Genomic DNA, 20,513 nt, shown 5'->3' with positions numbered 1-20,513 from the left:
CGACGGAACGTGACCCAGTACGGGAAGAAGGCATGAGCGTGATCGCGGTTCTGGGTGCCGGGAAGATCGGGGAGGCCCTGCTCTCGGGCCTGCTGCACGGCGGGCACAGCCCGGACGACCTGCTGTTCACCGAGCGGTACCCGGCGCGCGCGGCCGAGCTGACCGAGCGCTACGGCGTGCACGGGGTCACCGTCGCCGACGCCGCCCGCCGGGCCGACGTGCTGGTCGTCGCGGTCAAACCGCAGGACATCGAACCGGTGCTGGACGAGCTCGCGCCGTTGCTCGGCGCGGAGTCACTGGTGGTCTCGCTGTGCGCGGGCCTCCCGACCGCCCTGTACGAGCGCAGGCTGGCCGACGGCGTCCCGGTGGTGCGGGTCATGCCGAACACCCCGATGCTCGTCGGAGAGGCGATGAGCGCGGTCTCCGCGGGGGCGCACGCGACCGCCGAGCACATCGCGGTGGTGAAGGACCTGCTGTCGCACGTCGGGCAGGTCGTCGAGGTGCCCGAGTCGCAGCAGGACGCCGTCACGGCGCTGTCCGGCTCCGGGCCCGCGTACTTCTTCTACCTGGTCGAGGCCATGATCGACGCCGGGATCCTGCTCGGCCTGCCCCGCGCGCTCGCCGGGCAGCTGATCATCCAGTCGGCGGTCGGGGCGGCGAAGATGCTCGCCGAATCCGACGAACACCCGGTGCTGCTGCGCGAAGCCGTCACCTCGCCCGCCGGGACGACCATCAACGCCATCCGCGAGCTGGAGAAGCATGGCGTCCGCGCGGCGCTGCTGGCCGCCATCGAGGCCGCGAAGGACCGCTCGACCGAGCTGGGCGCCGCCCACGATCCCCGCATTTAGTCCTCTGGATGCGGTAGTTCGTCGTCTGACTACCGCATTTAGAGGACTAAATGCGTAGTCGTACGGGCCCATCTCGGTGACTCGCGTCGCTTTAGCCACACGTGTCCCGCTACTCTCAGGAGAGCACGTGCGTGTCGATACCACAGGTGGGGAAGCCTCGTGGCGCGACACGTGTCGAAGGACACGGTGAAACATGCCGCCGAACAAGAAAGACGATCTGCCCTCAGTGGGCCAGGTCCAGTTCCTGACGGTCGCCGAGGTGGCCACGCTGATGCGGGTCTCCAAGATGACCGTCTACCGCCTCGTTCACTCGGGCGAGTTGCCCGCGGTGCGCGTCGGGAAGTCGTTCAGAGTGCCCGAAAAGGCCGTTCATGAGTATCTGCAGGGCGCGTACTTCGACGTGGGCTGAGGCCCGTTTCGCGGGGCACAACGTGCCCGCCCGAGGGCGTCTTCCGGGGCGCGAGTACCCTGGAAGACCGCTCGTGCCTGTGCGCTCCACCCGTTGGACGCTGCGCCGGGCAGCGTGACCGACGACGAAGGAAGGAGCGCTCACGATGGGCTCTGTGATCAAGAAGCGCCGTAAGCGCATGTCGAAGAAGAAGCACCGCAAGTTGCTGCGCCGGACGCGCGTTCAGCGTAGGAAGGCCGGCAAGTAAGACACAGCCGGTGAGTGGCCCGTCCAGTTTCTGGACGGGCCATTCCCATTTGGTGGGCGGTTTCCGCCCATCCGAGTGAGACGTGCATCCCCTCTGCGAGCGGCTGGTTAATAGCATGTAAGCGCTGCCTCGACTACCCCTAATGAGCGGTAACATCTCAAGGGCAGCCGCGCGATGCTTCCCATGAGTGCAGGTACGCGCACACTCGGTGGATCGACCAGTGCTCAAGGTCATCCGGACCCCGTGATCGAAGTCCGAGAACCGCCCAAGCCGCAGGGAGTCCTATGCCGTCGAACATCGTGCTCGTGACCGGGGTCGGGGGAGACCTTGGCGGGAAGCTGCTCGCCAGACTCGGCAACAATCCGGAGTTCGAGCGGGTGATCGGCGTCGACACCACGCCTCCGCGCAAGTCGGTCCTGCAGCGGATGGGGCACGCCGAATACGTCCGTGCCGACATCCGCAACCCGCTGATCGCCAAGGTGATCAGCACGGCCAAGGTCGACACCGTGGTGCACGCGTCGTGCACCGCGCATCCGGCCGGCCCGGCTCGCCGGACGGCGATCAAAGAGGTCAACGTCATCGGCACGATGCGGCTCTTGGCGGCCTGCCAGCGCTCGCCGCTCGTGCGCAAGCTCGTGGTGAAGTCGACGGCCGCCGTCTACGGCGCGGGCGCGCGCTCGCAGGCCGTCTTCACCGAGGATTCCGAACTCATCCCCACCTCGACCAGCGGTTACGCGAAGGACGCCGTCGAGATGGAGGGATACGTCCGCGGGCTACTCCGTCGCCGTCCCGACATCACGACGACGCTGTTGCGGTTCGCCAACATCATCAGCCCCGAGATCGACACCGTGCTCTCGCGCTACTTCGCGTTGCCGTTCGTCCCGACCGTCTTCGGCTACGACGCGCGGCTCCAGCTGCTCCACGCTTCGGACGCGCTGTCGGTGTTCGAGCAGGCGACCCTGAACGACAAGCCAGGCGTGTTCAACGTCGGTTCGGACGGGGTACTCACCCTCTCGCAGGCGATCCGGCGAGCCGGCCGGGTCGAGCTGCCGATGCCCAGCGGTGTCGTGCCGTCGGTCGGCAAAGTGCTGCGCGGAGCCCGCGTGGTCGACTTCTCCGCCGACCAGGTGCGGCTGCTGAACTTCGGCCGCGTCGTGGACAACACGAAGCTCAAGAAAGATTTCGGCTACACCCCGCGCTGGACGACGCGGGAAGCGTTCGACGACTACATCTCCGGCCGCGGGCTCCGTCCCGTGGTGGACGGCGGCAAGCTGGCCGGGTTCGCGAGCAAGGTGCTGGTGGCCGCGGCGACCGGACAGGCGGCGCACCGGTGAGCAGGCCACACGAGAACGATCCCGAAAACTCTCACGAAGGCGAGGCGGAAAACGTGAGCGGCGCTGAAGCGCAGGTCATCCCGTTGCACGGCCCCGGCAGAGAGAAGCCGGACCCGGCGGTCGAAGCGGAACGGGATCTTCGCGAGTCGGAAGAAGCGCGAGAACATCTGGAGCAGGAGCGCCGGGCGGACGCGCCCGTCGTCGAATTCCCCGGGGCGGCGCGCGTCGCGCCCGCCAGGACCCGTCCGGCCGACGCGGATCTCCTCCCGGCCTCGCTCAGGACGGCGCTGGGGTTCCTGCGTGACCGGTTGACCGGTGACTACACCGTCGACGAGTTCGGCTTCGACGCCGAGCTCACCGAGACCCTGCTGTTGCCGCCGCTGCGCGCGCTGTACGAGAAGTGGTTCCGCGTCGACACCTTCGGCGTCGAGAACCTGCCCGCCGACGGCGGCGCACTGCTGGTGTCGAACCACTCCGGCACGTTGCCGCTCGACGCGCTGATGACCGCCGTCGCCGTGCACGACCACGTCCCCGGCGGCAGGCATCTGCGCGGCCTCGGTGCGGATCTGGTGTTCCAGGTGCCGCTGGTCGGCTCCTTCGCCCGCAAGTCCGGGCAGACACTCGCCTGCGCCGCCGACGCGGAACGCTTGCTGCGCAAGGGAGAACTCGTCGGCGTCTGGCCGGAGGGGTTCAAGGGGATCGGGAAACCGTTCTCGTCGCGGTACAAGCTGCAGCGGTTCGGCCGCGGTGGTTTCGTTTCGGCCGCGCTGCGGACCGGCGTGCCGATCATCCCCGTGTCGGTCATCGGCGCGGAGGAGATCTATCCGAAGATCGGCGACATCAAGCTCCTCGCGCGCGTGCTCGGCCTGCCGTACTTCCCGGTGACGCCGTTCTTCCCGCTGCTCGGCCCGCTCGGCGCGATCCCGTTGCCGACGAAGTGGAGCATCGAGTTCGGCGAGCCCATCCGCACGGACACCTATGATGCGGACGCCGTCGACGACCCGATGCTGGTCTTCACGCTGACCGACCAGGTACGGGAGTCGATCCAGCAGTCGCTGTACAAACGCCTTTCGCAGCGGAAGAGCGTCTTCAAGGGCTAGAACGCGTCACTCGCGTGATCAGACCCGGAACTCGCGAGTGACGGGCTTCAGGCCGGCCGTGCCCTGAATGACCGATTGATGGCCAAAGTACGGTTCGTGGGTCGGGTTGGTCGTGAGTGGCGTTTCGGGTTCTAACCCGAAACGCCACTCACGACAGTGATGATGGTCCTTTGGTGGGATTTGTCGGCCAGGGAAGCCGAGCGCGTGACCTGCGGCAGCCCTCACCGCTTACGATCCAGGCCCCCATCCAAGATCAACTTAAGCTACGTGGCATCGGGTTCCAACCCTCTTTACCGTCCACGACCTCTCGTTAATCTGCGCAAAATCCCCGAATCGGGCATCCTGATCAGGATTAGCGTCCCTTATGGACGGTCAGGGGAGCGCCAGGCCTTCGTGGCGGGCCCGCTCCGGCCGCCGACTCACCTACTCACGGCCGCGATCGCCGCAAGTAGGTGACTGATTGCGTGGAAGGTCAGCGCTTCCGATAGGCCATGCCCGCCGCGACGGCACCGGCCACGGCACCGACGCCGAGCACCGAAGGCACGCCGATCTTCGCGGCCTTGCGTCCGGTCCGGAAGTCGCGGATCTCCCAGCCGCGCGCCCGCGCGACGTCGCGAAGACCGCCGTCCGGGTTCACCGCGACCGCGGTTCCGACTACCGACAGCATCGGGACGTCGTTCTGCGAGTCCGAATACGCGGTGCAGCGCTTGAGATTCAGCCCTTCGCGTGACGCCAGCGCCCGGACGGCGTGGGCTTTCGCCCGGCCGTGCAGCAGGTCGCCGACAAGACGGCCGGTGTAGACGCCGTCCTTGGTCTCCGCGACGGTGCCCAGCGCGCCGGTGAGGCCGAGGCGCCGGGAGATGATGGCCGCGAGCTCGATCGGGGTCGCGGTGACGAGCCAGACGCGCTGTCCGGCGTCGAGATGCATCTGCGCGAGCGCCCGGGTGCCGGACCAGATCTTGTCCGCCATCAGCTCGTCGTAGATCTCTTCGCTGATGTCGGTCAGTTCCTGCACGGTGCGGCCGGCCACAAAGGACAGTGCGCGCTCGCGGTGGGTCTTGATGTCCTCTTTGTTCTCCCGGCCGCCGAGCCGGAATTTCACCTGCTGCCAGACGAATCCGGCCAGATCGGCGGAGGTGAAGAACTTGCGCGCGGCCAGGCCGCGGGCGAAGTAGAAGATCGACGCGCCCATCATCATGGTGTTGTCGACGTCGAAGAACGCGGCCGCCGTCAGGTCCGGCGGAGCGGGCGGCGCGGGCGGTTCGAGTGCTTCGGCGGACGCGGTCGCCATGGCGGCCTCGGCCGACGCCTCGCCCGCCAGCTCGGCCAGTCGTTCGAGCTCTTGACTCTTATCCTTGCCCCGCCAAACTGACACGCACACCGCCTCCGGAATCCCAGGTGCCTGTGCACAGCGTAGCGAGCGGCCGACCACGCTGCCCCGGGTGTGGTGCCTCCCTCATCGACGGTGAGTCAGCCGATGGTTATCGGCGGTAATCCCGGAATGAGCGGCGGAATCGAAACCAGCGGCGGCTTCGGCGTGGTGGTGGTCGTCGGCAGCGGCGGCAGGTTGGTGGGGCCGGGGACGGGGACCACGGGTGGCGGTGTGCCTCCGGTCGGCGGCGCGATCGGCCCGGTCGGGGCCGCGGTGTCCACGGCGGACGACGACGGCGGCACCGAGGTCGGCGCCGGTGACCCGGTCGGTGCCGACGACGGCGGGGGAGACGTCACCGGCGGCAGGACCGCGTGGGGGGAATCGGGGTCGCGGACGCAGTCACCGACGGCCGGGACCGCGCCGAGTTCGTCGGAAGAGCCCGTGGTGATCGTGTAGCAGACCAGGCGCGAGCCGAGATCCGTCGTCCGCTCCTGGACCTTGTCGAGCAGGACACGGGCCGCGGCGAACTTGTCGCGCGCCTCGGCGGGGGCTTGGTCGACCTGGAGACCGAGCCGGTCGGACTGCTGCCGCGCCCAGGTGCGGAGTTCGGCGAGCCGGGTCTGGCCACCCTGATCGGTGACGAACGCGGTCAGCCGGGAGACACCGGCTCGCAGATCCGTCTCGAAATCGGTGAGGCCGGTGAAGTAGGCGTCGGTGGGCGCGCCCTGCCGCGTCAGTTCGTCGAGCTCGCCGACGCGGTTCGCGGCGAACTCCAGATGCTTCTTCGCCTTGTCCTGCTCGTCGAAGGTGAGCCCGAGCGCGGCCGATTCACCCGCTCGTTTGATGCCGTACAGCGGATCGCCCGGCAACGCGTCCTTGGATAGCAGCAGGGTGATGCCGCCCAGGGCCAGCACGAGCGCGACGGCGGCCGCGGCGAGGTTGGCGACGGTGTGACCGCGACGCTTGGGCGCGGCCTCGGCCTCGGCGAGTCGTCCGGCGATCTCGTCACGGATCCGTTGCCGGGTCTCCGCGTCGGGGGCGCCGCCGGCGCCGAGTTCGCGCAAGCCGCCGACGAGCGCGAGTTCGTGCGCGAACTCGTCGTCGTCCGGGGATTCGGTGCCGTCGACAAGGTCGGCGAAGCGGTCACCGTCCGCCCGCTCCCGCGCGAACCATCCCGGCACGCCCACGGCGAAGTCTCCATCTGCTCAGCCCGGTCCTGACACCGGTCTGGCAGTGAAAACGAGCGGGGACGCCCAAGGGTTACGGCAAGGCCCGGCGAGGGACAAATATGGGACTTTAACGCAATCCGGTGGGCAGAAGTTGTGCCAAACGGCGTACCGCGCGGTGCTGAAGGGCCTTGATGGCGCCCTCGTTGCGCTTCATGATCGCCGCGGTCTCGGCGACCGAAAGCCCCTGCATGAACCGCAGCACGATGCACTCGCGCTGATCCTCGCCGAGTTCGGCGACGCAGCGCAGCAGTTCGGCTCGAGTGGCGCGGCTGATGGCCTGCTGTTCGGGTCCCGCGACCGCCTGCACGCCCACGTTCCCGATCGGCGCCCCGTTGGGCTCGGCCACCTCGTCGGTGACCACCTCGAGGCGGAACCGGCTCGACTTCACGTGGTCGAGGATGATGTTGCGCGCGATGGTGACGAACCAGGCGCCGACGTCACGCCCCTGGTAGCTCACCGACGTGATGCGGCGCAGCGCGCGGAGGAACGTCTCGCTGGTGACGTCCTCGGCGAGGTCCCGGTCGCCGAGGCGGAACAGGACGTAGCGGTAGACGACGTCGACGTAGCGGTCGTAGAGCCGCCCGAATGCGGAGGTGTCACCGCCTTGCGCGGCGCTGACCAGATCCCACGCTTCGGCCTTCGCGGCTTCGGCCGCGGCGTCGCCCTCGTCGACCTTCGCCCGGGGCGACGGCGCCGCGGGGAAACCACTCCGGCGGAGGATGTGGCCCGCCACCATTGAGACGGGATTCGGTGCGGGAAGAGTCATGGCGCACCTCCCGTTCCGGACAGGGAGCACCGGCTCGCATGTCCCACCGCCGCGTGGGCCTGCAAGATCTGCACGTCCGGACTCCCTTTCTCACCATCGAGTGATCAACACCACTCGACGACGCCCAGCAGCATACGTGTAGTTACCGCGAAGTAGGTAGCGGTGCCGGGGTTACGGAACTGCGACGAAAGCGAGTGACCCCCATGACGGTGGCCGAGATGACAAACTGACAACGCCGTTCACCGAGGGAAGAGGTTCGCAGTTGAGCGCGGAGCAGGTTGCCGAAGGAAGCGTGCCCACTTTGCTCGCCGAGGCCGCCCGTCAGTGGCCAGGCAAAGCGGCCGTCCAGGAGACCGGCGGCGGGGTCGCACTGACCTGGTCGGAGCTCGACAACGCCGCCCACGCGTTGGCCCGCGCCCTGCTCGACGCGGGAATCGAGCGCGGCGACCGGGTGGCGTTGCGGCTGCCGACTTCGGCCGCGTTCGCCGTCTCGCTGTTCGGGGCGCTCCGGGCGGGCGCGGTGGTCGTCCCGATCTCGCCGCAGGGGCCGGCGGCGGAGCTGAACGGGTTGCTGGAGCACAGCGGCGCACGGCTCGTCCTCGAACGCGAAGTCTCCGAGGAGCTCCCCGAGGGAGTGACAAGCCTCTCACCGCCTGTTACCTCGGATGGAGCAGCCGAACCGGTCGACGAGGCCGGCGCCGGTGAGGACATAGCGGTCATCTCGTACACCTCCGGCACGACCGGCCCGCCGCGCGGCGTGATGCTGTCGCACCGGGCGCTGCTGGCGAACCTCGGCCAGCTGAGCCGCATCGTCCCGGCGCCGCTCGTGCACGGCGACCGCGTGCTCATCACCATCCCGTTGTTCCACGTCTACGGCCTCGGTCCCGGTCTGTTGCAGACCACGGCGGTCGGCGCGACGGCGATCCTGTCCGAACGCTTCCTCGCCGAGCGCACGCTGGCCGACTGCGCCGAATTCCGGGTGACGTCGATCGCCGGCGTGCCGGCGATGTACGCCGAGTTCGCCGCGATGGACCCCGAGGAACTCGGCCGTGGCCTGTCCACCGTCCGGCGGATGACGTCGGGCGCGGCGCCGCTGCACCCGAAGGTCCTCACCGCGCTCCGCGGCGCCACCGGCCTCGACGTCTACGAGGGCTACGGCCTCACCGAATGCGCGCCGGTGGTCACCACGACGCTGGTCACCGGCTACCCGAAGCCGGGTTCGGTCGGGCGGCCGCTGCCCGGCGTCGAGCTCCGGCTGGTCGACAGCGACGGCGACGCGGAGCCCGTCCCGCTGGACCCGGACGACCTCGGCGACGCCTTCGACGAGGACGGCGGCACCGGTCTGGTGTCGATCCGCGGTGCGAACCTGTTCTCCGGTTACTGGCCCGACGGCTCGCACGGCCCCGGTGAGGACGGCTGGTTCCGCACCGGCGACGTCGGCTACCTGGACAGCGACGGCGACCTGCACCTGGTGGACCGGGCCAACGACCTGATCATCGTCAACGGCTTCAACGTCTTCCCGCACGAGGTCGAGAACGTGATCTCGATGCTGGACGAGGTCGTCGAGGCGGGCGTCGTCGGCGTCGTCGACGAGCGGACCGGCGAAGCGGTGAAGGCCGTCGTCGTCCCCGCGCCCGGCGCTTCGCTCTCGGAACAGCAGGTCGTCGAGCACTGCGCGGAGCACCTGGCCGGGTACAAGGTGCCGCACACGGTCGAGTTCGCGGAGTCGCTGCCGCATTCCGCCACTGGAAAATTGCGCCGTATGCGACTGCGCTGATGGGCCCTCGGCGGGAAAGAGTGCCTCGGACCGGGTAAGGATTGGACGCATGGCCCACCACGTGACCGTCATGACCCGCACGGGTTGCCACCTGTGCGAGGTCGCGGAACAGGACATCGAGCGGATCTGCGGCGAACTGGGCGTCGCCTGGTCGGCGCGGGATGTCGACAGCGACCCAGAATGGCGCGCCGAATACGGCGACCGCGTGCCGGTGATCCTGATCGACGACGCCGAGCACGGCTACTGGCGCGTCGAAGAGGACAGGCTCCGGAAGGCGCTGGCGTAACAGTCTCGTAAGGGCGATCGGCCGACTTCCGGGCGTATCCGTGGCGAAGATGGAGTCGTGGACGAACGCAGGCTCACCGCTTCCCAGGCCGCGCTGACCGGGCTCCTGTCACTGGCCGCCGCCCTCGGCGTGGGGCATCTCGTCGCGGGCTTCGTCGGGTACACGGCTTCGCCGTTCGTCGCCGTCGCGAACTTCGTCATCGACCACAGCCCGCACGCGGTGGTCGCCTGGGCCGAGCAGACCCTGGAGACCTGGGACAAGTTCGTCCTCAAGATCGGTCTCGCCGTGGTGCTGGTGCTGTTCGCGCTGCTCGCCGGGCAGCTCTCGCGCCGCACTCCGCTGCCGGGCCAGGTGATCGTCGGCGTTCTCGGCGCGGCGGGCGTCGCCGCCGTCTTCGTGCGCACCGACCTGGGGCAGATCGCGCTGCTGGCGCCGGTGATCGCCACCGTCGTCGCGCTCGTCGTGTTCACCCGGCTGCACTCGTTCTTCCGCCCGAAGGTGTTCTTCGACGACCGTGAAGGCGAGGGCCCGGACCGGCGGAAGGTGCTGATCACCGGGGCGTCCGTCGCGGCCGGGGCCGGGGTCGCCGCGCTGACCGGTCAGATCATCGGGACCAGGAAGAACGCCGAGGAGTCGCGTGCCGCCGTCGGCAGGCTCGTCGCGGCGAGGACCGCGCCGCCGATCCCGCCTGACGCGGACTTCGCGAAGCTCGGCACCCCGCCGTACATCACTCCTTCGAAGGATTTCTATCGGATCGACACGGCGCTGGTGGTCCCGCAGGTCCGAACCGAGGACTGGAGCCTGCAGATCCGCGGCATGGTCGAGCGGGAGGTCACCTATAGGTATGAAGATCTGCGCTCGCGGCCGCTGATCGAACGCGACGTAACCCTGTGCTGCGTCTCCAACGAGGTCGGCGGCCCGTACATCTCCAACGCCCGCTGGATCGGCATCGACCTGCGCGACCTGCTGAACGAAGCGGGCGTGAAACCGGGCGCCGAGCAGATGTTCGCGACCAGTGTCGACGGCTGGACCTGCGGCACCCCGGTCGAAGCCGCCCTGGACCCGCGGCGCGGCGCGATGCTCGCCCTCGGCATGGACGGCGAACCGCTTCCGATCGAACACGGCTTCCCCGCGCGGATCGTGATTCCCGGGCTGTACGGCTACGTGTCCGCCACTAAATGGGTGACCGAGCTGGAGATCACCACGTGGGAGGAGCGCCAGGCGTACTGGCTCGGCCGCGGTTGGGCCAGGGAGGCGCCGGTGAAGACGCAGTCGCGGATCGACGCGCCCGGCTCGGCGGTGAACGCGGGCAAGGTCGTGGTGTCCGGGACCGCGTGGGCGCAGCACACCGGCGTCGCGAAGGTGGAGGTCCGGGTCGATCAAGGGCCGTGGCAGGAGGCTGTCCTGTCGGCGGAGACCTCGAAGGACACCTGGCGGATGTGGTGGACCGAGGTCCAGGTCGGCCCTGGTCAGCACGAGATCGCCGTCCGGGCGACGGACCAGTCGGGCTACACGCAGACGCCGGAGCGCGCCGGAACCGTGCCCGACGGCGCCACCGGCTGGCACACGGTGTCTTTTAACGCGCGCTGACGGAAACCTTTCGCAGGGCGCGGGGCCGTTCTACGCGTCACCCAGGTGCGAAGGGCGCCCTGCAAAACGTTTCCGTGGGCCTTCGGCCCGAAAGAGGCGCGCCGGTGAAGTCCCCTCGTCGCGCTGACGCGCTACTGAGCGGACGGTCCGCCGGTAGCGGTAGAAGCCCCCGCGCGACCTTGGACACAGCACCTACCAGTGACTTTGTGCCTGCGTTCACAAGTGGCTACCGTAGATACGTCGCCTCCGAAAGCGCCCGGCATCGAACCGGACTCAGCGCCGCGGGTCAAGAGCCGATTTCCAGGTTCGGGTGACTCATGTCGTCGCAGGACCAGAGGAGCGGACAAGCGTGGTGTCGCAACGAGGCCGGCGCACCCGGGTGACACCGGACGCCGACAACGCGCCCACCGCGGAGATGCCCGCCGTCGAGGCCACCGCCGAACCGGAAGCGGTCCGCGCGAAGTCGATCCCCGAGGCCGCTGTCGCCCGCCTCGCCGTCTATCTCCGTGTCCTCTCCGGGCTGGCCGAGCAGGGCGCGACGACGATCTCCAGCGAGGAACTCTCGCAGGCCGCGGGCGTCAACTCCGCGAAACTGCGCAAGGACCTGTCCTACCTCGGCTCGTACGGCACCCGCGGCGTCGGCTACGACGTCCAGGTCCTGGTCAGCCAGATCGAGCGGATCCTCGGCCTGACCCGCAAGCACAAGGTCGCCGTGGTCGGCATCGGTAACCTCGGGCACGCGCTGGCCAACTACGGCGGGTTCCCCGGCCGCGGGTTCCCGGTCGAGGCGCTGTTCGACCTCGACCCGGATCTGGTCGGCGTCCCGGTCGGCGGCCTCCCGGTCTCGCATCTCGACGAGATCCCCAAAGTCTGCGCCGAACGGCAGATCTCCATCGGCGTCATCGCCACTCCGCCCACCGCCGCGCAGTCGGTCTGCGACCGGCTTGTCGCAGGTGGCGTGCAGTGCATCCTGAATTTCGCCCCGGTGGTGCTGCAGGTTCCGGCACATATCGAGGTGCGCAAGGTCGATCTCGCGGTCGAACTGCAGATCCTGTCGTTCCACGTCGCTCGTCGCGCCGATCTGGCCGCTAACGGCAACGGCGGCGGAGACGGTGGCCCCGGGAGCCCCGAGAATGGCAGCGTGAACGGCCACGGCAACGGAATGGTGGTGCGCTGAAATGAGCGTGTTGGCGGTCGGGCTCTCACACCGCAGCGCCGAGCTGAGCACCCTGGAACGCGTCGCGGTCCCCGCGACCGACGTGACCAAGGTGCTCAACGAGCTGCAGCAGGCCGAGCACGTCAGCGAGGCGATCCTCGTCTCGACCTGCAACCGCATCGAGGTCTACGCCGTCGTCGAGACTTTCCACGGCGGTCTGAACGACGTCTCCGACGTGCTCGCCCGCCAGGCCGGGATGCAGCCCGCGGACCTGTACGACTCGCTGTACGTGCACTACGCGGGCGCCGCGATCGAGCACCTGTTCTCGGTCACCTCCGGGCTGGACTCGATGGTCGTCGGCGAGACGCAGATCCTCGGCCAGATTCGGTCCTCGTACGCCACCGCGCGTGAGGCCGGCACCGTCGGCCGCACGCTGCACGAGCTGATCCAGACCACGCTGCGCGTCGGCAAGCGCGTCCACACCGAGACCGGCCTCGACCAGCTGGGCGCTTCGGTGGTCTCCGAGGCGCTGGCCGCCGCGGGCGATCTCGCGGGCAAGCACGCGCTGATCGTCGGCGCCGGTTCGATGGGCGCGCTGACCGCGTCCCACCTGCGCAAATCCGGGATCGGCGAGATCACCATCGCCAACCGCACCGAGGCGAGGGCCGCCCGCCTCGCCGCCGCCAGCGTCGAGCAGGGCGTGCCCGCCAAGGCCGTCCAGATGAGCGGCATCGCGGACGCGGTCGCCGAGGCGGACGTCGTCGTCTGCTCCACCGGCGCGCAGGCCGCCGTCTTCACCGCCGAGCACGTCCCGGCCCGCGCCGGACGCCCGCTGGTGGTCTGCGACCTCGGTCTCCCGCGTGACGTCGACCACGACGTCGCCGAACTGGCCGAGGTCACCGTGGTCGATCTCGAGACCATCCAGCGCCGCATGCGGGAAGCGGGCACCCCGACCACCGAACGGCAAACCGCGAAGGCCGCCGGAATCGTGCTCGACGAGGTGCGCGAGTACCTCGCCGGCCAGCGCAGCGCCGAGGTCACCCCGACGGTGACGGCGCTGCGGCGCCGGGCGGCCGAGGTGGTCGACGCGGAACTGCTGCGGCTGGACAACCGCCTGCCGGACCTCGAACCCGGGGTTCGCGAGGAGGTCGGCCGCACGGTCCGCCGCGTGGTCGACAAGCTGCTCCACGCGCCGACGGTGCGGGTCAAGCAGCTGGCCGCCGAGACGGCCGACACCGATTACGCCAACGCGCTGCGCGAGCTGTTCTGCCTCGACCCGCAGGCGCCCGCCGCGGTGGCCAGTCCTACTGCGACGCCGAAAGACGAGTGATCATCCAGTGAGCAGAGTCATCCGCATCGGGACGCGCGGCAGCAAACTCGCCCTCGCGCAGACCGGCACCATCGCCGACGCCCTGCGCGCCACCGGCGCAGAGGTCGAGCTCGTCACCGTGACGACGCCCGGCGACAAGTCGTCCGCGCCGATCCCGACGATCGGGGTCGGCGTCTTCACTTCCGCGCTGCGCGAAGCCTTGCTGCGCGAGGAAGTCGACGTCATCGTGCACTCGTACAAGGACCTGCCGACGAAGCCGGAGCCGGGCATCACGCTCGCCGCCGTGCCGCCCCGCGAGGACCCGCGCGACGCGCTGATCGCCCGTGACGGGCTGACGCTGGGCGAGCTCCCGCCCGGCTCGACCGTCGGCACCGGCTCGCCGCGGCGGACCGCGCAGCTGCGCGCGCTCGGTCTCGGTTTGGAAATCGTGCCGATCCGAGGCAATATCGACACCCGCATGCGCAAAGTGAGCGACGGAGAGCTGGACGCCGTCATCCTGGCGCGTGCCGGACTGGCCAGGATCGGCCGGGCGGAGGAGATCACCGAGACCCTCGACCCGATCCAGATGCTGCCCGCGCCCGCACAGGGTGCGCTGGCGGTGGAGTGCCGGACCGGTGACGTGGACATCGAGCACCTGCTCGGGTCCACAGTGGACGATGAAGGCACCCGTGCCGTGGCGACCGCCGAACGGGCGTTGCTCGCGGCGCTGGAAGCCGGGTGCAGCGCACCGGTCGGAGCGCTGGCGGAGATCGTCGAGGACCTGGACGCCGAAGGGCGGGTCGTCGAGCGGATCTCGTTGCGGGGCACCGCCGCCGTCGAAGGGGACGGGGACGCGGTCGACATGGTGCGCGCTTCCGCGCTCGCCGACTTCCGCGATGCTGATCAGCTCGGCCGGACACTGGCCGCCGAGCTGCTCGACCTGGGGGCCGGCGCGCTGTCCGGCCCCGCCCAGTGAGTCAGAACGTTGAAGGTAGGGCCGCGCTCGACTGCGGCCGCTCAAGAGGAGAACGCACAGATGACCCCCGCGCGTAAGACCACCGGGCGTGTCGCCTTCGTGGGCTCGGGCCCCGGTGACGCCGGTCTGCTGACCGTCCGCGCTCAGGAGCTGCTCGCCAAGGCCGAGGTCGTGGTGACCGACCCGGACGTCCCAGCAGGCGTCCTGGCCTTCGCCGCCGAAGGTGCCGAAGTGCGCCCCGCCGTCGGCGAGGCCACCGAGGTCGCCAAGGACCTGGTGAACGAGGCCAAGGCCGGACGGCTGGTGCTCCGGCTGATCGCCGGTGACCCGCTGACCCAGCCCGCCGTCGTCGCCGAGGTGCAGGCCGTTTCCCGGACCAGCGCCGTATTCGACATCATCCCGGGCGTCTCGCCCGGCGCGGCCGTCCCGGCGTACGCCGGTGTCGCGCTCGGTGGCACGCACACCGAGGTCGACGTCCGCGGCGACGTCGAATGGGCCGCGCTGGCCGCCACCCCCGGCCCGATCGTGCTGCACGCGACGTCGGCGCACCTGGCCGAGGCCGCGTCCGCGCTGACCGAGCACGGGCTGGCGCCGACCACCCCGGTCGCGGTGACGTCCAACGGCACCATCAACACCCAGCGCACCCTGGACACCACGCTGGCCACTGTCGCGAACGAGGCGGGCGAGCTCGTCGGCCCGCTCATCGTGACCATCGGCCAGGCCGTCGGCCAGCGCTCGAAGCTGTCGTGGTGGGAGTCGCGCGCGCTGTACGGTTGGAAGGTCCTGGTGCCGCGCACCAAGGAGCAGGCCGGTGAGATGGCGGAGCGGCTTCGCGGCCACGGCGCCACCTCGCACGAGGTCCCGACCATCTCGGTCGAGCCGCCGCGCAGCCCCGCCCAGATGGAGCGTTCGGTCAAGGGTCTCGTCGACGGCCGCTACCAGTGGATCGTCTTCACCTCGACCAACGCCGTCCGCGCGGTGTGGGAGAAGTTCGAGGAGTTCGGCCTCGACGCCCGCGCCTTCTCGGGCGTGAAGATCGCCTGTGTCGGCGAATCGACCGCCGCGAAGGTCCGCTCCTTCGGCATCATCCCCGAGCTGATCCCGGAAGGCGAGCAGTCCTCGGAGGGCCTCCTCGCCGAGTTCCCGCCGTACGACGACGTCCTCGACCCGGTCGACCGCGTGCTGCTGCCGCGGGCGGACATCGCCACCGAGACCCTTTCGGCCGGTCTGCGCGAACGCGGCTGGGAGATCGACGACGTGACCGCGTACCGCACGGTGCGCGCCGCGCCGCCGCCCGCCGAGACCCGCGAGATGATCAAGACCGGCGGTTTCGACGCGGTCTGCTTCACCTCGTCCTCGACCGTGCGGAACCTCGTCGGCATCGCCGGCAAGCCGCACACCCGCACGCTGGTCGCGTGCATCGGCCCGAAGACCGCGGAGACCGCCGTGGAGTTCGGGCTGCGGGTCGACGTCCAGCCCGAGAAGGCCGACGTCCCGCACCTGGTCGACGCGCTCGCCGAGCACGCCGCGCGGCTCCGTGCCGAAGGTGCGCTCCCGCCGCCTCGCAAGGCGAAGCGAGCCCGCCGCTCCTGATTCACGAAAAGCCCCCTTCTCACGTTCGCGTGAGGAGGGGGCTTTTTCGTTCCTCAGTGAAACTTCGCCGTGTGCGTAGCGGCCGGTCATAGCCTCGGTGATTCCGACAAGCACTGGGGAGCGATCATGAAGTCTCTGGCCTTCACCGTCGCCGCCCTGGGCGTGCTGGCCCTCGGTTTCCCGGGCACCGCGGCCGCCGCCACGCCCTTCGAGGTCTGCACCCCGGCCGGGTGCGCGGTCCAAGTGGTCACGGTGACCGACCGTTCTCCCGTCTCGGCGCACGCCCGCCGAGTTCAGCGTGTCCCCGGCGGGCGTGCGGATACGGGCCTCGTGTGGCGGCATTGGTCGTGAGTCCGTGAAGGCCTCCTTCCCTACCCTGAAGGTAGGGAAGGAGGCCTTCACACCTTCCCGAGTACATGCAGGCGGGTGCAGGGGCGAGCAAGGGTGGCGGTGGCGTGGTGGGGCATGTCTCGTGAGTGGTAAGGACGGTTAGAACCGTCCTTACCACTCACGAGAAGAACTTCACGACCTCCGTGTAGGCCAGGTACGCGAACATCGCCAGGCACACGCCCAGCAGCCCGTTCGACAGCCACCGCGAACGCCCTTCCCGAGGCACCCGCGAAGTGTTCAGCAGCACCAGCAAGGTCGCCGCCAGGAACGGCATGAACAACGCGCCCAGCACGCCGTAGATCACGGTGAGCTGGAAGGGCTGGTCCAGGAACAGCAACGCCATCGGCGGGAAGGTCAGCCACAGCACGTATCCTCGGTACGCGACACTGCGCTCACCGGCCTTTTTCTCATACGCCTCAACGCTTTCCGTCGCGTTCCTGGGCAGCCGCAGAATGCGCCACCAGTCCGCGAAGAGCAGGCTCACGCCGTGCCAGACACCGATCACCGACGTGAACGAAACGGCGAAGAAGCCGATGAGGAACGGGATCCGCGCCCATTGCCCGTAGTCCGCGGCGAGGGTGTCGCCGAGGAACAGCAGGCCCTTGTCGCCCGAGATGATCTTCTGGCCCATCAGCAGTTCCGCGCCGACGATCAGCATGGCGATCACGAAGATCCCGGTCATGACGTACCCGACGGCGTTGTCGGTGCGCATCATCGGGAGCCACTTCGACGAACGCCAGCCCTTCGCGAGCGTCCAGTAGCCGTACGCCGCCATGGTGATCGTGCCGCCGACGCCGCCGACCAGGCCGAGGACGTAGACGAGCGAGCCGTCGGGCAGGGTCGGGACAGCGCCCTTGAACAGTTCCGCGAAATTCGGCACGACGAGGATCGCGGTCCCGACCACGGTCACGAACATGATGCCGACCAGGACGGTCATCAGTTTCTCGATGATCGCGTAACGCCCGAACCACACCAGCGCGAAGCCGAGCAGGCCGCAGATCATCGCCCAGTACCGCACCGAAAGCGCGGGGAAGAGCGCGTTCAGTGGCAGGCCCGACGCGGACATCGCGGTCGCACCGTAGACGAAGCCCCAGATCACCGCGTAGATCCCGAAGTAGATCAGCGCCCAGATCCCCAGTGTCCGCCAGCCGGACAGGATCGTCCGGCCCGAGGTCAGATGCCAGCGGCCGACGGCTTCGGCCAGCGCGAGTTTGAAGATCGTGCCGACGAGTACCGCCCACAGCAGCGTGTACCCGAAGCGCGATCCGGCCACCATCGTCGCGACGAGGTCACCCGCGCCGACCCCGGTCGCCGCGGCCATGATCCCTGGCCCGACCTGGCGCAGCCGTGCGCGCCAGCCGACGGGCGGTTCTTCCAGTTGGTCGGTCACCGTTGAGCTCGACATGGAGGGAAAGGTAACCCACGTCACACCGCTAGGAATCGGGCAAAGGCGACTCTTTACCGTTCCTTAGGAAAGGTTCGGCCGCCTGGCCCCTGAGCCGTTCACCGCCCCTCTAGCGAGCGGGAGTACCGTCGTAGGGGTGTTCCCCGAACATCGTCCCCGCAGGCTCCGTACCACTCCGGCGATGCGCAGGCTGGTCGGTGAGACGACGCTGCGCCCCCGCCAGCTGATCCTTCCGATGTTCGTGGCCGAGGGCGCCGACGCGCCCCGCCCGATCTCCAGCATGCCCGGCGTCGTCCAGCACACCCGCGACACGCTGCGCAAAGCCGCCGTCGACGCGGTCAACGCCGGGGTCGGCGGCCTGATGCTGTTCGGTATCCCGAAGGCGCGGGACGCCGAGGGCTCCGGCGCGATCGACCCGGACGGCATCCTCAACGTCGCCCTGCGCGACCTGAGGTCCGATCTCGGCGACGCGACGGTCCTGATGGCGGACACGTGCCTCGACGAGTTCACCGACCACGGCCACTGCGGCGTCCTCGACGCCGAAGGCGGTGTCGACAACGACGCGACCCTGCGCGTGTACGCGGAAATGGGGCTGGCGCAGGCGGAGGCGGGGGCCCATCTGCTCGGTCCCAGCGGCATGATGGACGGCCAGGTCGGCGTCATCCGCGCCGCGCTCGACCGCGCCGGGCGCACGGACACCGGCATCCTCGCGTACTCGGCGAAGTTCGCCAGCGCGTTCTACGGCCCCTTCCGTGAGGCCGTCGATTCGCAGCTGAAGGGCGACCGGAAGACGTACCAGCAGGATCCGGGCAACGTGCGCGAGGCGTTGCGCGAGATCGAGCTGGACATCGCCGAGGGCGCCGACATGATCATGGTCAAGCCCGCGCTGACCTATCTGGACGTCATCAGGGCCGCCGCCGAGACGTCGACGGTTCCCGTGGCGGCGTACAACATCTCGGGGGAGTACGCGATGGTCGAGGCCGCCGCGGCGAACGGCTGGCTCGATCGCGAACGCACGATCCTCGAGGTACTGACGTCGATCCGCCGCGCGGGGGCGGACATGATCCTCACCTACTGGGCCGCCGAAGCCGCTGCTTGGCTGGACTGAGCCTCGTGACGAAAGGGCCCCTTCGCCACGGAAACCGCGGCGAAGGGGCCTTCTCGTTCTCGCTACTCAGCCTGCAGCAGGAAGACGTCCACGCTGAGATTCGACCACTTGCCCGCCACCGCGTAGACGCGGTCGTCGGCCCAGAGATACCGGTAGAACCCCGGGATCGGGCCGGTCTCGTCCTGTTCGGAGTTCCTGATCTGGGCTTCCAGGAACGGCGTCACCTTCCCGTCCGCGACCGCGATCTTGACCGTCCGCTGGGGTCCGGTGTTGTACACCGGGCCGACCTGGGCCAGGATCTGGCCGTCCACGATCTTGATCGGCGCCTGGATCGTGCCCTCCGGAACCGAGGCCGTCCACTTGCGCTGTCCGGTGTTCAGATCCACCGCGACCAGCGTGTTCATCTGTCCGCCGATCGTCCTGGTAGGCGTGTAGAACGTGTCGCCGTCCACGATGATGGCGCTCGGATGATGTTCGGTACCCGAGGCGCTGACCCCGAAACCCTGTGACGTGGTGCCGTCGAGCTCCTCCTCGGAGTTGGGTTTGCCACCATCGATCTTCGACTTGAGTTTCAGGTTGTCGTCGAAGAGGAAGTACGTGCCCTGCTCGGTGTTCGAGCCGTACGCCAGCACCGGCTTCACCGACAGGAGACCGATCCCCGAGATCGAGTAGCCGTCGTGAGGGACGCTGTCCTCCAGTTCGACGTTCCCGGTCGCCGGGTCGATCTGCAGCACGGTGACCGAGAAGTCACCGGTGAGGCAGGACGCCACGACGACGGCCTTCCCGTCCCTCGGCATCATGTCGTGCCCCGCGCAGGTGTCTTCGCCGTCGGCCTTGCGGGAGAACGTTTTCGTCCACTTGATCGCGCCGGTGGCCAGGTCGAGGGCCGCGTAGCCCTGGTCCGCGGTGACGAACACGACGTCGCCCATGATCTGCGTGACGACGGCCTCCACCGAGACCACCCGGTCCTGCATCTTCTGCGGGATGGCCATCGGCACCTGCCATCCGAGCTTCCCGTCCTTCAGGTCGAGGATGGTGGCGTTGTCGCAGCTGCCGTCTTCGCTGCCGGCCTTCGCCTTGCCGAAGGCGAGGACGATCTTGCCCTCGACCGGTTCGACTCCGGTGCCGCAGAAGATCTTGCCGCCCGGCGCCTCGGTCAGCCAGCGCTGCTTGCCGTCCGCCCTGGTGAAGGCAGCCACGTACTTGTCGCGGACGACGACGAGGTCGTCTTCGTGCAGCCAGGTGGTGATCCCGTGCTTGTACTCCGGGACGTCCTTCTTCACCCCTGACAGTTCCCATTTGACCTTCGGCGAGCCGGCCGGCGATCCGGAGGCGGGCGGAGGGGCCGCCTGCCCCTGGCCTTCGTCTCCGCCGCCGCTCAGCGTGATCGGCACGATCACCGCGGCGGCGACCACCACGACGATCAGCGGCACGAGCCAGAAGAGGAACTTCTTGCCCTTGGGCGGTTCCTGCCGCGGGGGGCCGTACTGGTTCTGCGGGTAGGGCTGCTGGTGAGGGTGGGGCGGTGGCTGCTGCCAGCCCTGCTGCTGGTGCGGTTGCCAGGGTTGGTGCGGCTGCCATTGCCCGCCACCGGGCGGAGTGGGTGGTCTGGTCATTC

At 69.1% G+C, this 20,513-nt stretch carries 19 protein-coding genes; 14 read left to right on the top strand and 5 right to left on the bottom strand.

What is annotated here, in order from left to right; all coding sequences use genetic code 11:
* Positions 1-32 precede the first annotated feature (32 nt).
* The 5 genes from proC to AC069I_RS03570 all read left to right on the top strand — a co-directional run bounded on the left by proC (position 33) and on the right by AC069I_RS03570 (position 3,938).
* Positions 33-848, top strand: coding sequence for a pyrroline-5-carboxylate reductase (gene proC, locus AC069I_RS03590; RefSeq protein WP_478229491.1), 816 nt, complete (start codon positions 33-35; stop codon positions 846-848).
* 193 nt (positions 849-1,041) lie between these two features.
* Entirely contained in the window at positions 1,042-1,257 is a 216-nt protein-coding gene (locus AC069I_RS03585; protein WP_016330918.1) for a helix-turn-helix domain-containing protein, read from the top strand.
* A gap of 145 nt (positions 1,258-1,402) precedes the next feature.
* On the top strand, positions 1,403-1,504 hold the full coding sequence (locus AC069I_RS03580; protein WP_007030867.1) for a 30S ribosomal protein bS22: 102 nt from the start codon (positions 1,403-1,405) through the stop codon (positions 1,502-1,504).
* 284 nt (positions 1,505-1,788) lie between these two features.
* On the top strand, positions 1,789-2,838 hold the full coding sequence (locus AC069I_RS03575; protein WP_340684902.1) for an NAD-dependent epimerase/dehydratase family protein: 1,050 nt from the start codon (positions 1,789-1,791) through the stop codon (positions 2,836-2,838).
* On the top strand, positions 2,835-3,938 hold the full coding sequence (locus AC069I_RS03570) for a lysophospholipid acyltransferase family protein (protein WP_478229492.1): 1,104 nt from the start codon (positions 2,835-2,837) through the stop codon (positions 3,936-3,938). The genes AC069I_RS03575 and AC069I_RS03570 overlap by 4 nt, the downstream gene beginning before the upstream one ends.
* A gap of 472 nt (positions 3,939-4,410) precedes the next feature.
* Here the strand turns inward: AC069I_RS03570 and AC069I_RS03565 are convergent, their stop codons facing one another.
* The 3 genes from AC069I_RS03565 to AC069I_RS03555 form a co-directional block, all read right to left on the bottom strand.
* Complete coding sequence (locus AC069I_RS03565; RefSeq protein WP_192747707.1) at positions 4,411-5,313, bottom strand: HAD family hydrolase; 903 nt, start codon at positions 5,311-5,313, stop codon at positions 4,411-4,413.
* Positions 5,314-5,408: 95 nt separating this feature from the next.
* Positions 5,409-6,497: a DUF5667 domain-containing protein gene (locus tag AC069I_RS03560; protein WP_478231356.1), complete on the bottom strand. Its 1,089-nt coding sequence runs from the start codon at positions 6,495-6,497 to the stop codon at positions 5,409-5,411.
* Positions 6,498-6,606: 109 nt separating this feature from the next.
* Complete coding sequence (locus tag AC069I_RS03555; protein WP_478229494.1) at positions 6,607-7,305, bottom strand: sigma-70 family RNA polymerase sigma factor; 699 nt, start codon at positions 7,303-7,305, stop codon at positions 6,607-6,609.
* Positions 7,306-7,597: 292 nt separating this feature from the next.
* Between AC069I_RS03555 and AC069I_RS03550 the strand changes: the two genes are divergently transcribed.
* The 8 genes from AC069I_RS03550 (at position 7,598) to AC069I_RS03515 (ending at position 16,343) form a co-directional block, all read left to right on the top strand.
* Positions 7,598-9,082: an AMP-binding protein gene (locus AC069I_RS03550; RefSeq protein WP_478264777.1), complete on the top strand. Its 1,485-nt coding sequence runs from the start codon at positions 7,598-7,600 to the stop codon at positions 9,080-9,082.
* 49 nt (positions 9,083-9,131) lie between these two features.
* Entirely contained in the window at positions 9,132-9,368 is a 237-nt protein-coding gene (locus tag AC069I_RS03545) for a glutaredoxin family protein (protein ID WP_007030874.1), read from the top strand.
* A 57-nt stretch (positions 9,369-9,425) separates the two neighbouring features.
* Entirely contained in the window at positions 9,426-10,958 is a 1,533-nt protein-coding gene (locus AC069I_RS03540) for a molybdopterin-dependent oxidoreductase (RefSeq protein WP_478264776.1), read from the top strand.
* A gap of 349 nt (positions 10,959-11,307) precedes the next feature.
* A complete protein-coding gene (locus AC069I_RS03535) occupies positions 11,308-12,135 on the top strand; it encodes a redox-sensing transcriptional repressor Rex (protein ID WP_478229497.1) in 828 nt (275 codons plus the stop codon).
* 1 nt (position 12,136) lies between these two features.
* Entirely contained in the window at positions 12,137-13,444 is a 1,308-nt protein-coding gene (locus AC069I_RS03530) for a glutamyl-tRNA reductase (RefSeq protein WP_478264775.1), read from the top strand.
* A 7-nt stretch (positions 13,445-13,451) separates the two neighbouring features.
* On the top strand, positions 13,452-14,399 hold the full coding sequence (gene hemC / locus AC069I_RS03525) for a hydroxymethylbilane synthase (RefSeq protein WP_478229499.1): 948 nt from the start codon (positions 13,452-13,454) through the stop codon (positions 14,397-14,399).
* 60 nt (positions 14,400-14,459) lie between these two features.
* Positions 14,460-15,992: a bifunctional uroporphyrinogen-III C-methyltransferase/uroporphyrinogen-III synthase gene (locus AC069I_RS03520; RefSeq protein ID WP_034310603.1), complete on the top strand. Its 1,533-nt coding sequence runs from the start codon at positions 14,460-14,462 to the stop codon at positions 15,990-15,992.
* A gap of 126 nt (positions 15,993-16,118) precedes the next feature.
* Positions 16,119-16,343, top strand: coding sequence for a hypothetical protein (locus AC069I_RS03515; RefSeq protein WP_478229500.1), 225 nt, complete (start codon positions 16,119-16,121; stop codon positions 16,341-16,343).
* 157 nt (positions 16,344-16,500) lie between these two features.
* Here AC069I_RS03515 and AC069I_RS03510 read toward each other — a convergent pair whose 3' ends face one another.
* Positions 16,501-17,787 (bottom strand): Nramp family divalent metal transporter, encoded by a 1,287-nt coding sequence (locus AC069I_RS03510; protein ID WP_478229501.1) that lies wholly within the window; start codon positions 17,785-17,787, stop codon positions 16,501-16,503.
* 136 nt (positions 17,788-17,923) lie between these two features.
* On the opposite strand from AC069I_RS03510, the gene hemB reads away from it, so the two are divergent.
* On the top strand, positions 17,924-18,895 hold the full coding sequence (hemB, locus tag AC069I_RS03505; protein ID WP_478229502.1) for a porphobilinogen synthase: 972 nt from the start codon (positions 17,924-17,926) through the stop codon (positions 18,893-18,895).
* Between the two features lie 62 nt (positions 18,896-18,957).
* Here the strand turns inward: hemB and AC069I_RS03500 are convergent, their stop codons facing one another.
* On the bottom strand, positions 18,958-20,511 hold the full coding sequence (locus AC069I_RS03500) for an outer membrane protein assembly factor BamB family protein (protein ID WP_478229503.1): 1,554 nt from the start codon (positions 20,509-20,511) through the stop codon (positions 18,958-18,960).
* Between the last annotated feature and the right edge of the window lie 2 nt (positions 20,512-20,513).

Source organism: Amycolatopsis sp. NPDC043885, assembly GCF_056435685.1.
The sequence above is the reverse complement of the archived record's forward strand: the minus strand, read 5'-3'. Positions and strand labels throughout refer to the sequence as shown.

Bases quoted from the DNA above. Each gene is read 5' to 3' on its own strand.
- proC (WP_478229491.1), top strand. From the start codon at position 33: ATGAGCGTGATCGCGGTTCTGGGTGCCGGGAAGATCGGGGAGGCCCTG.
- AC069I_RS03515 (WP_478229500.1), top strand. From the start codon at position 16,119: ATGAAGTCTCTGGCCTTCACCGTCGCCGCCCTGGGCGTGCTGGCCCTC.
- AC069I_RS03585 (WP_016330918.1), top strand. From the start codon at position 1,042: ATGCCGCCGAACAAGAAAGACGATCTGCCCTCAGTGGGCCAGGTCCAG.
- AC069I_RS03530 (WP_478264775.1), top strand. From the start codon at position 12,137: ATGAGCGTGTTGGCGGTCGGGCTCTCACACCGCAGCGCCGAGCTGAGC.
- AC069I_RS03580 (WP_007030867.1), top strand. From the start codon at position 1,403: ATGGGCTCTGTGATCAAGAAGCGCCGTAAGCGCATGTCGAAGAAGAAG.
- AC069I_RS03575 (WP_340684902.1), top strand. From the start codon at position 1,789: ATGCCGTCGAACATCGTGCTCGTGACCGGGGTCGGGGGAGACCTTGGC.
- AC069I_RS03545 (WP_007030874.1), top strand. From the start codon at position 9,132: ATGGCCCACCACGTGACCGTCATGACCCGCACGGGTTGCCACCTGTGC.
- AC069I_RS03520 (WP_034310603.1), top strand. From the start codon at position 14,460: ATGACCCCCGCGCGTAAGACCACCGGGCGTGTCGCCTTCGTGGGCTCG.
- AC069I_RS03555 (WP_478229494.1), bottom strand. From the start codon at position 7,305: ATGACTCTTCCCGCACCGAATCCCGTCTCAATGGTGGCGGGCCACATC.
- AC069I_RS03500 (WP_478229503.1), bottom strand. From the start codon at position 20,511: ATGACCAGACCACCCACTCCGCCCGGTGGCGGGCAATGGCAGCCGCAC.
- AC069I_RS03510 (WP_478229501.1), bottom strand. From the start codon at position 17,787: ATGTCGAGCTCAACGGTGACCGACCAACTGGAAGAACCGCCCGTCGGC.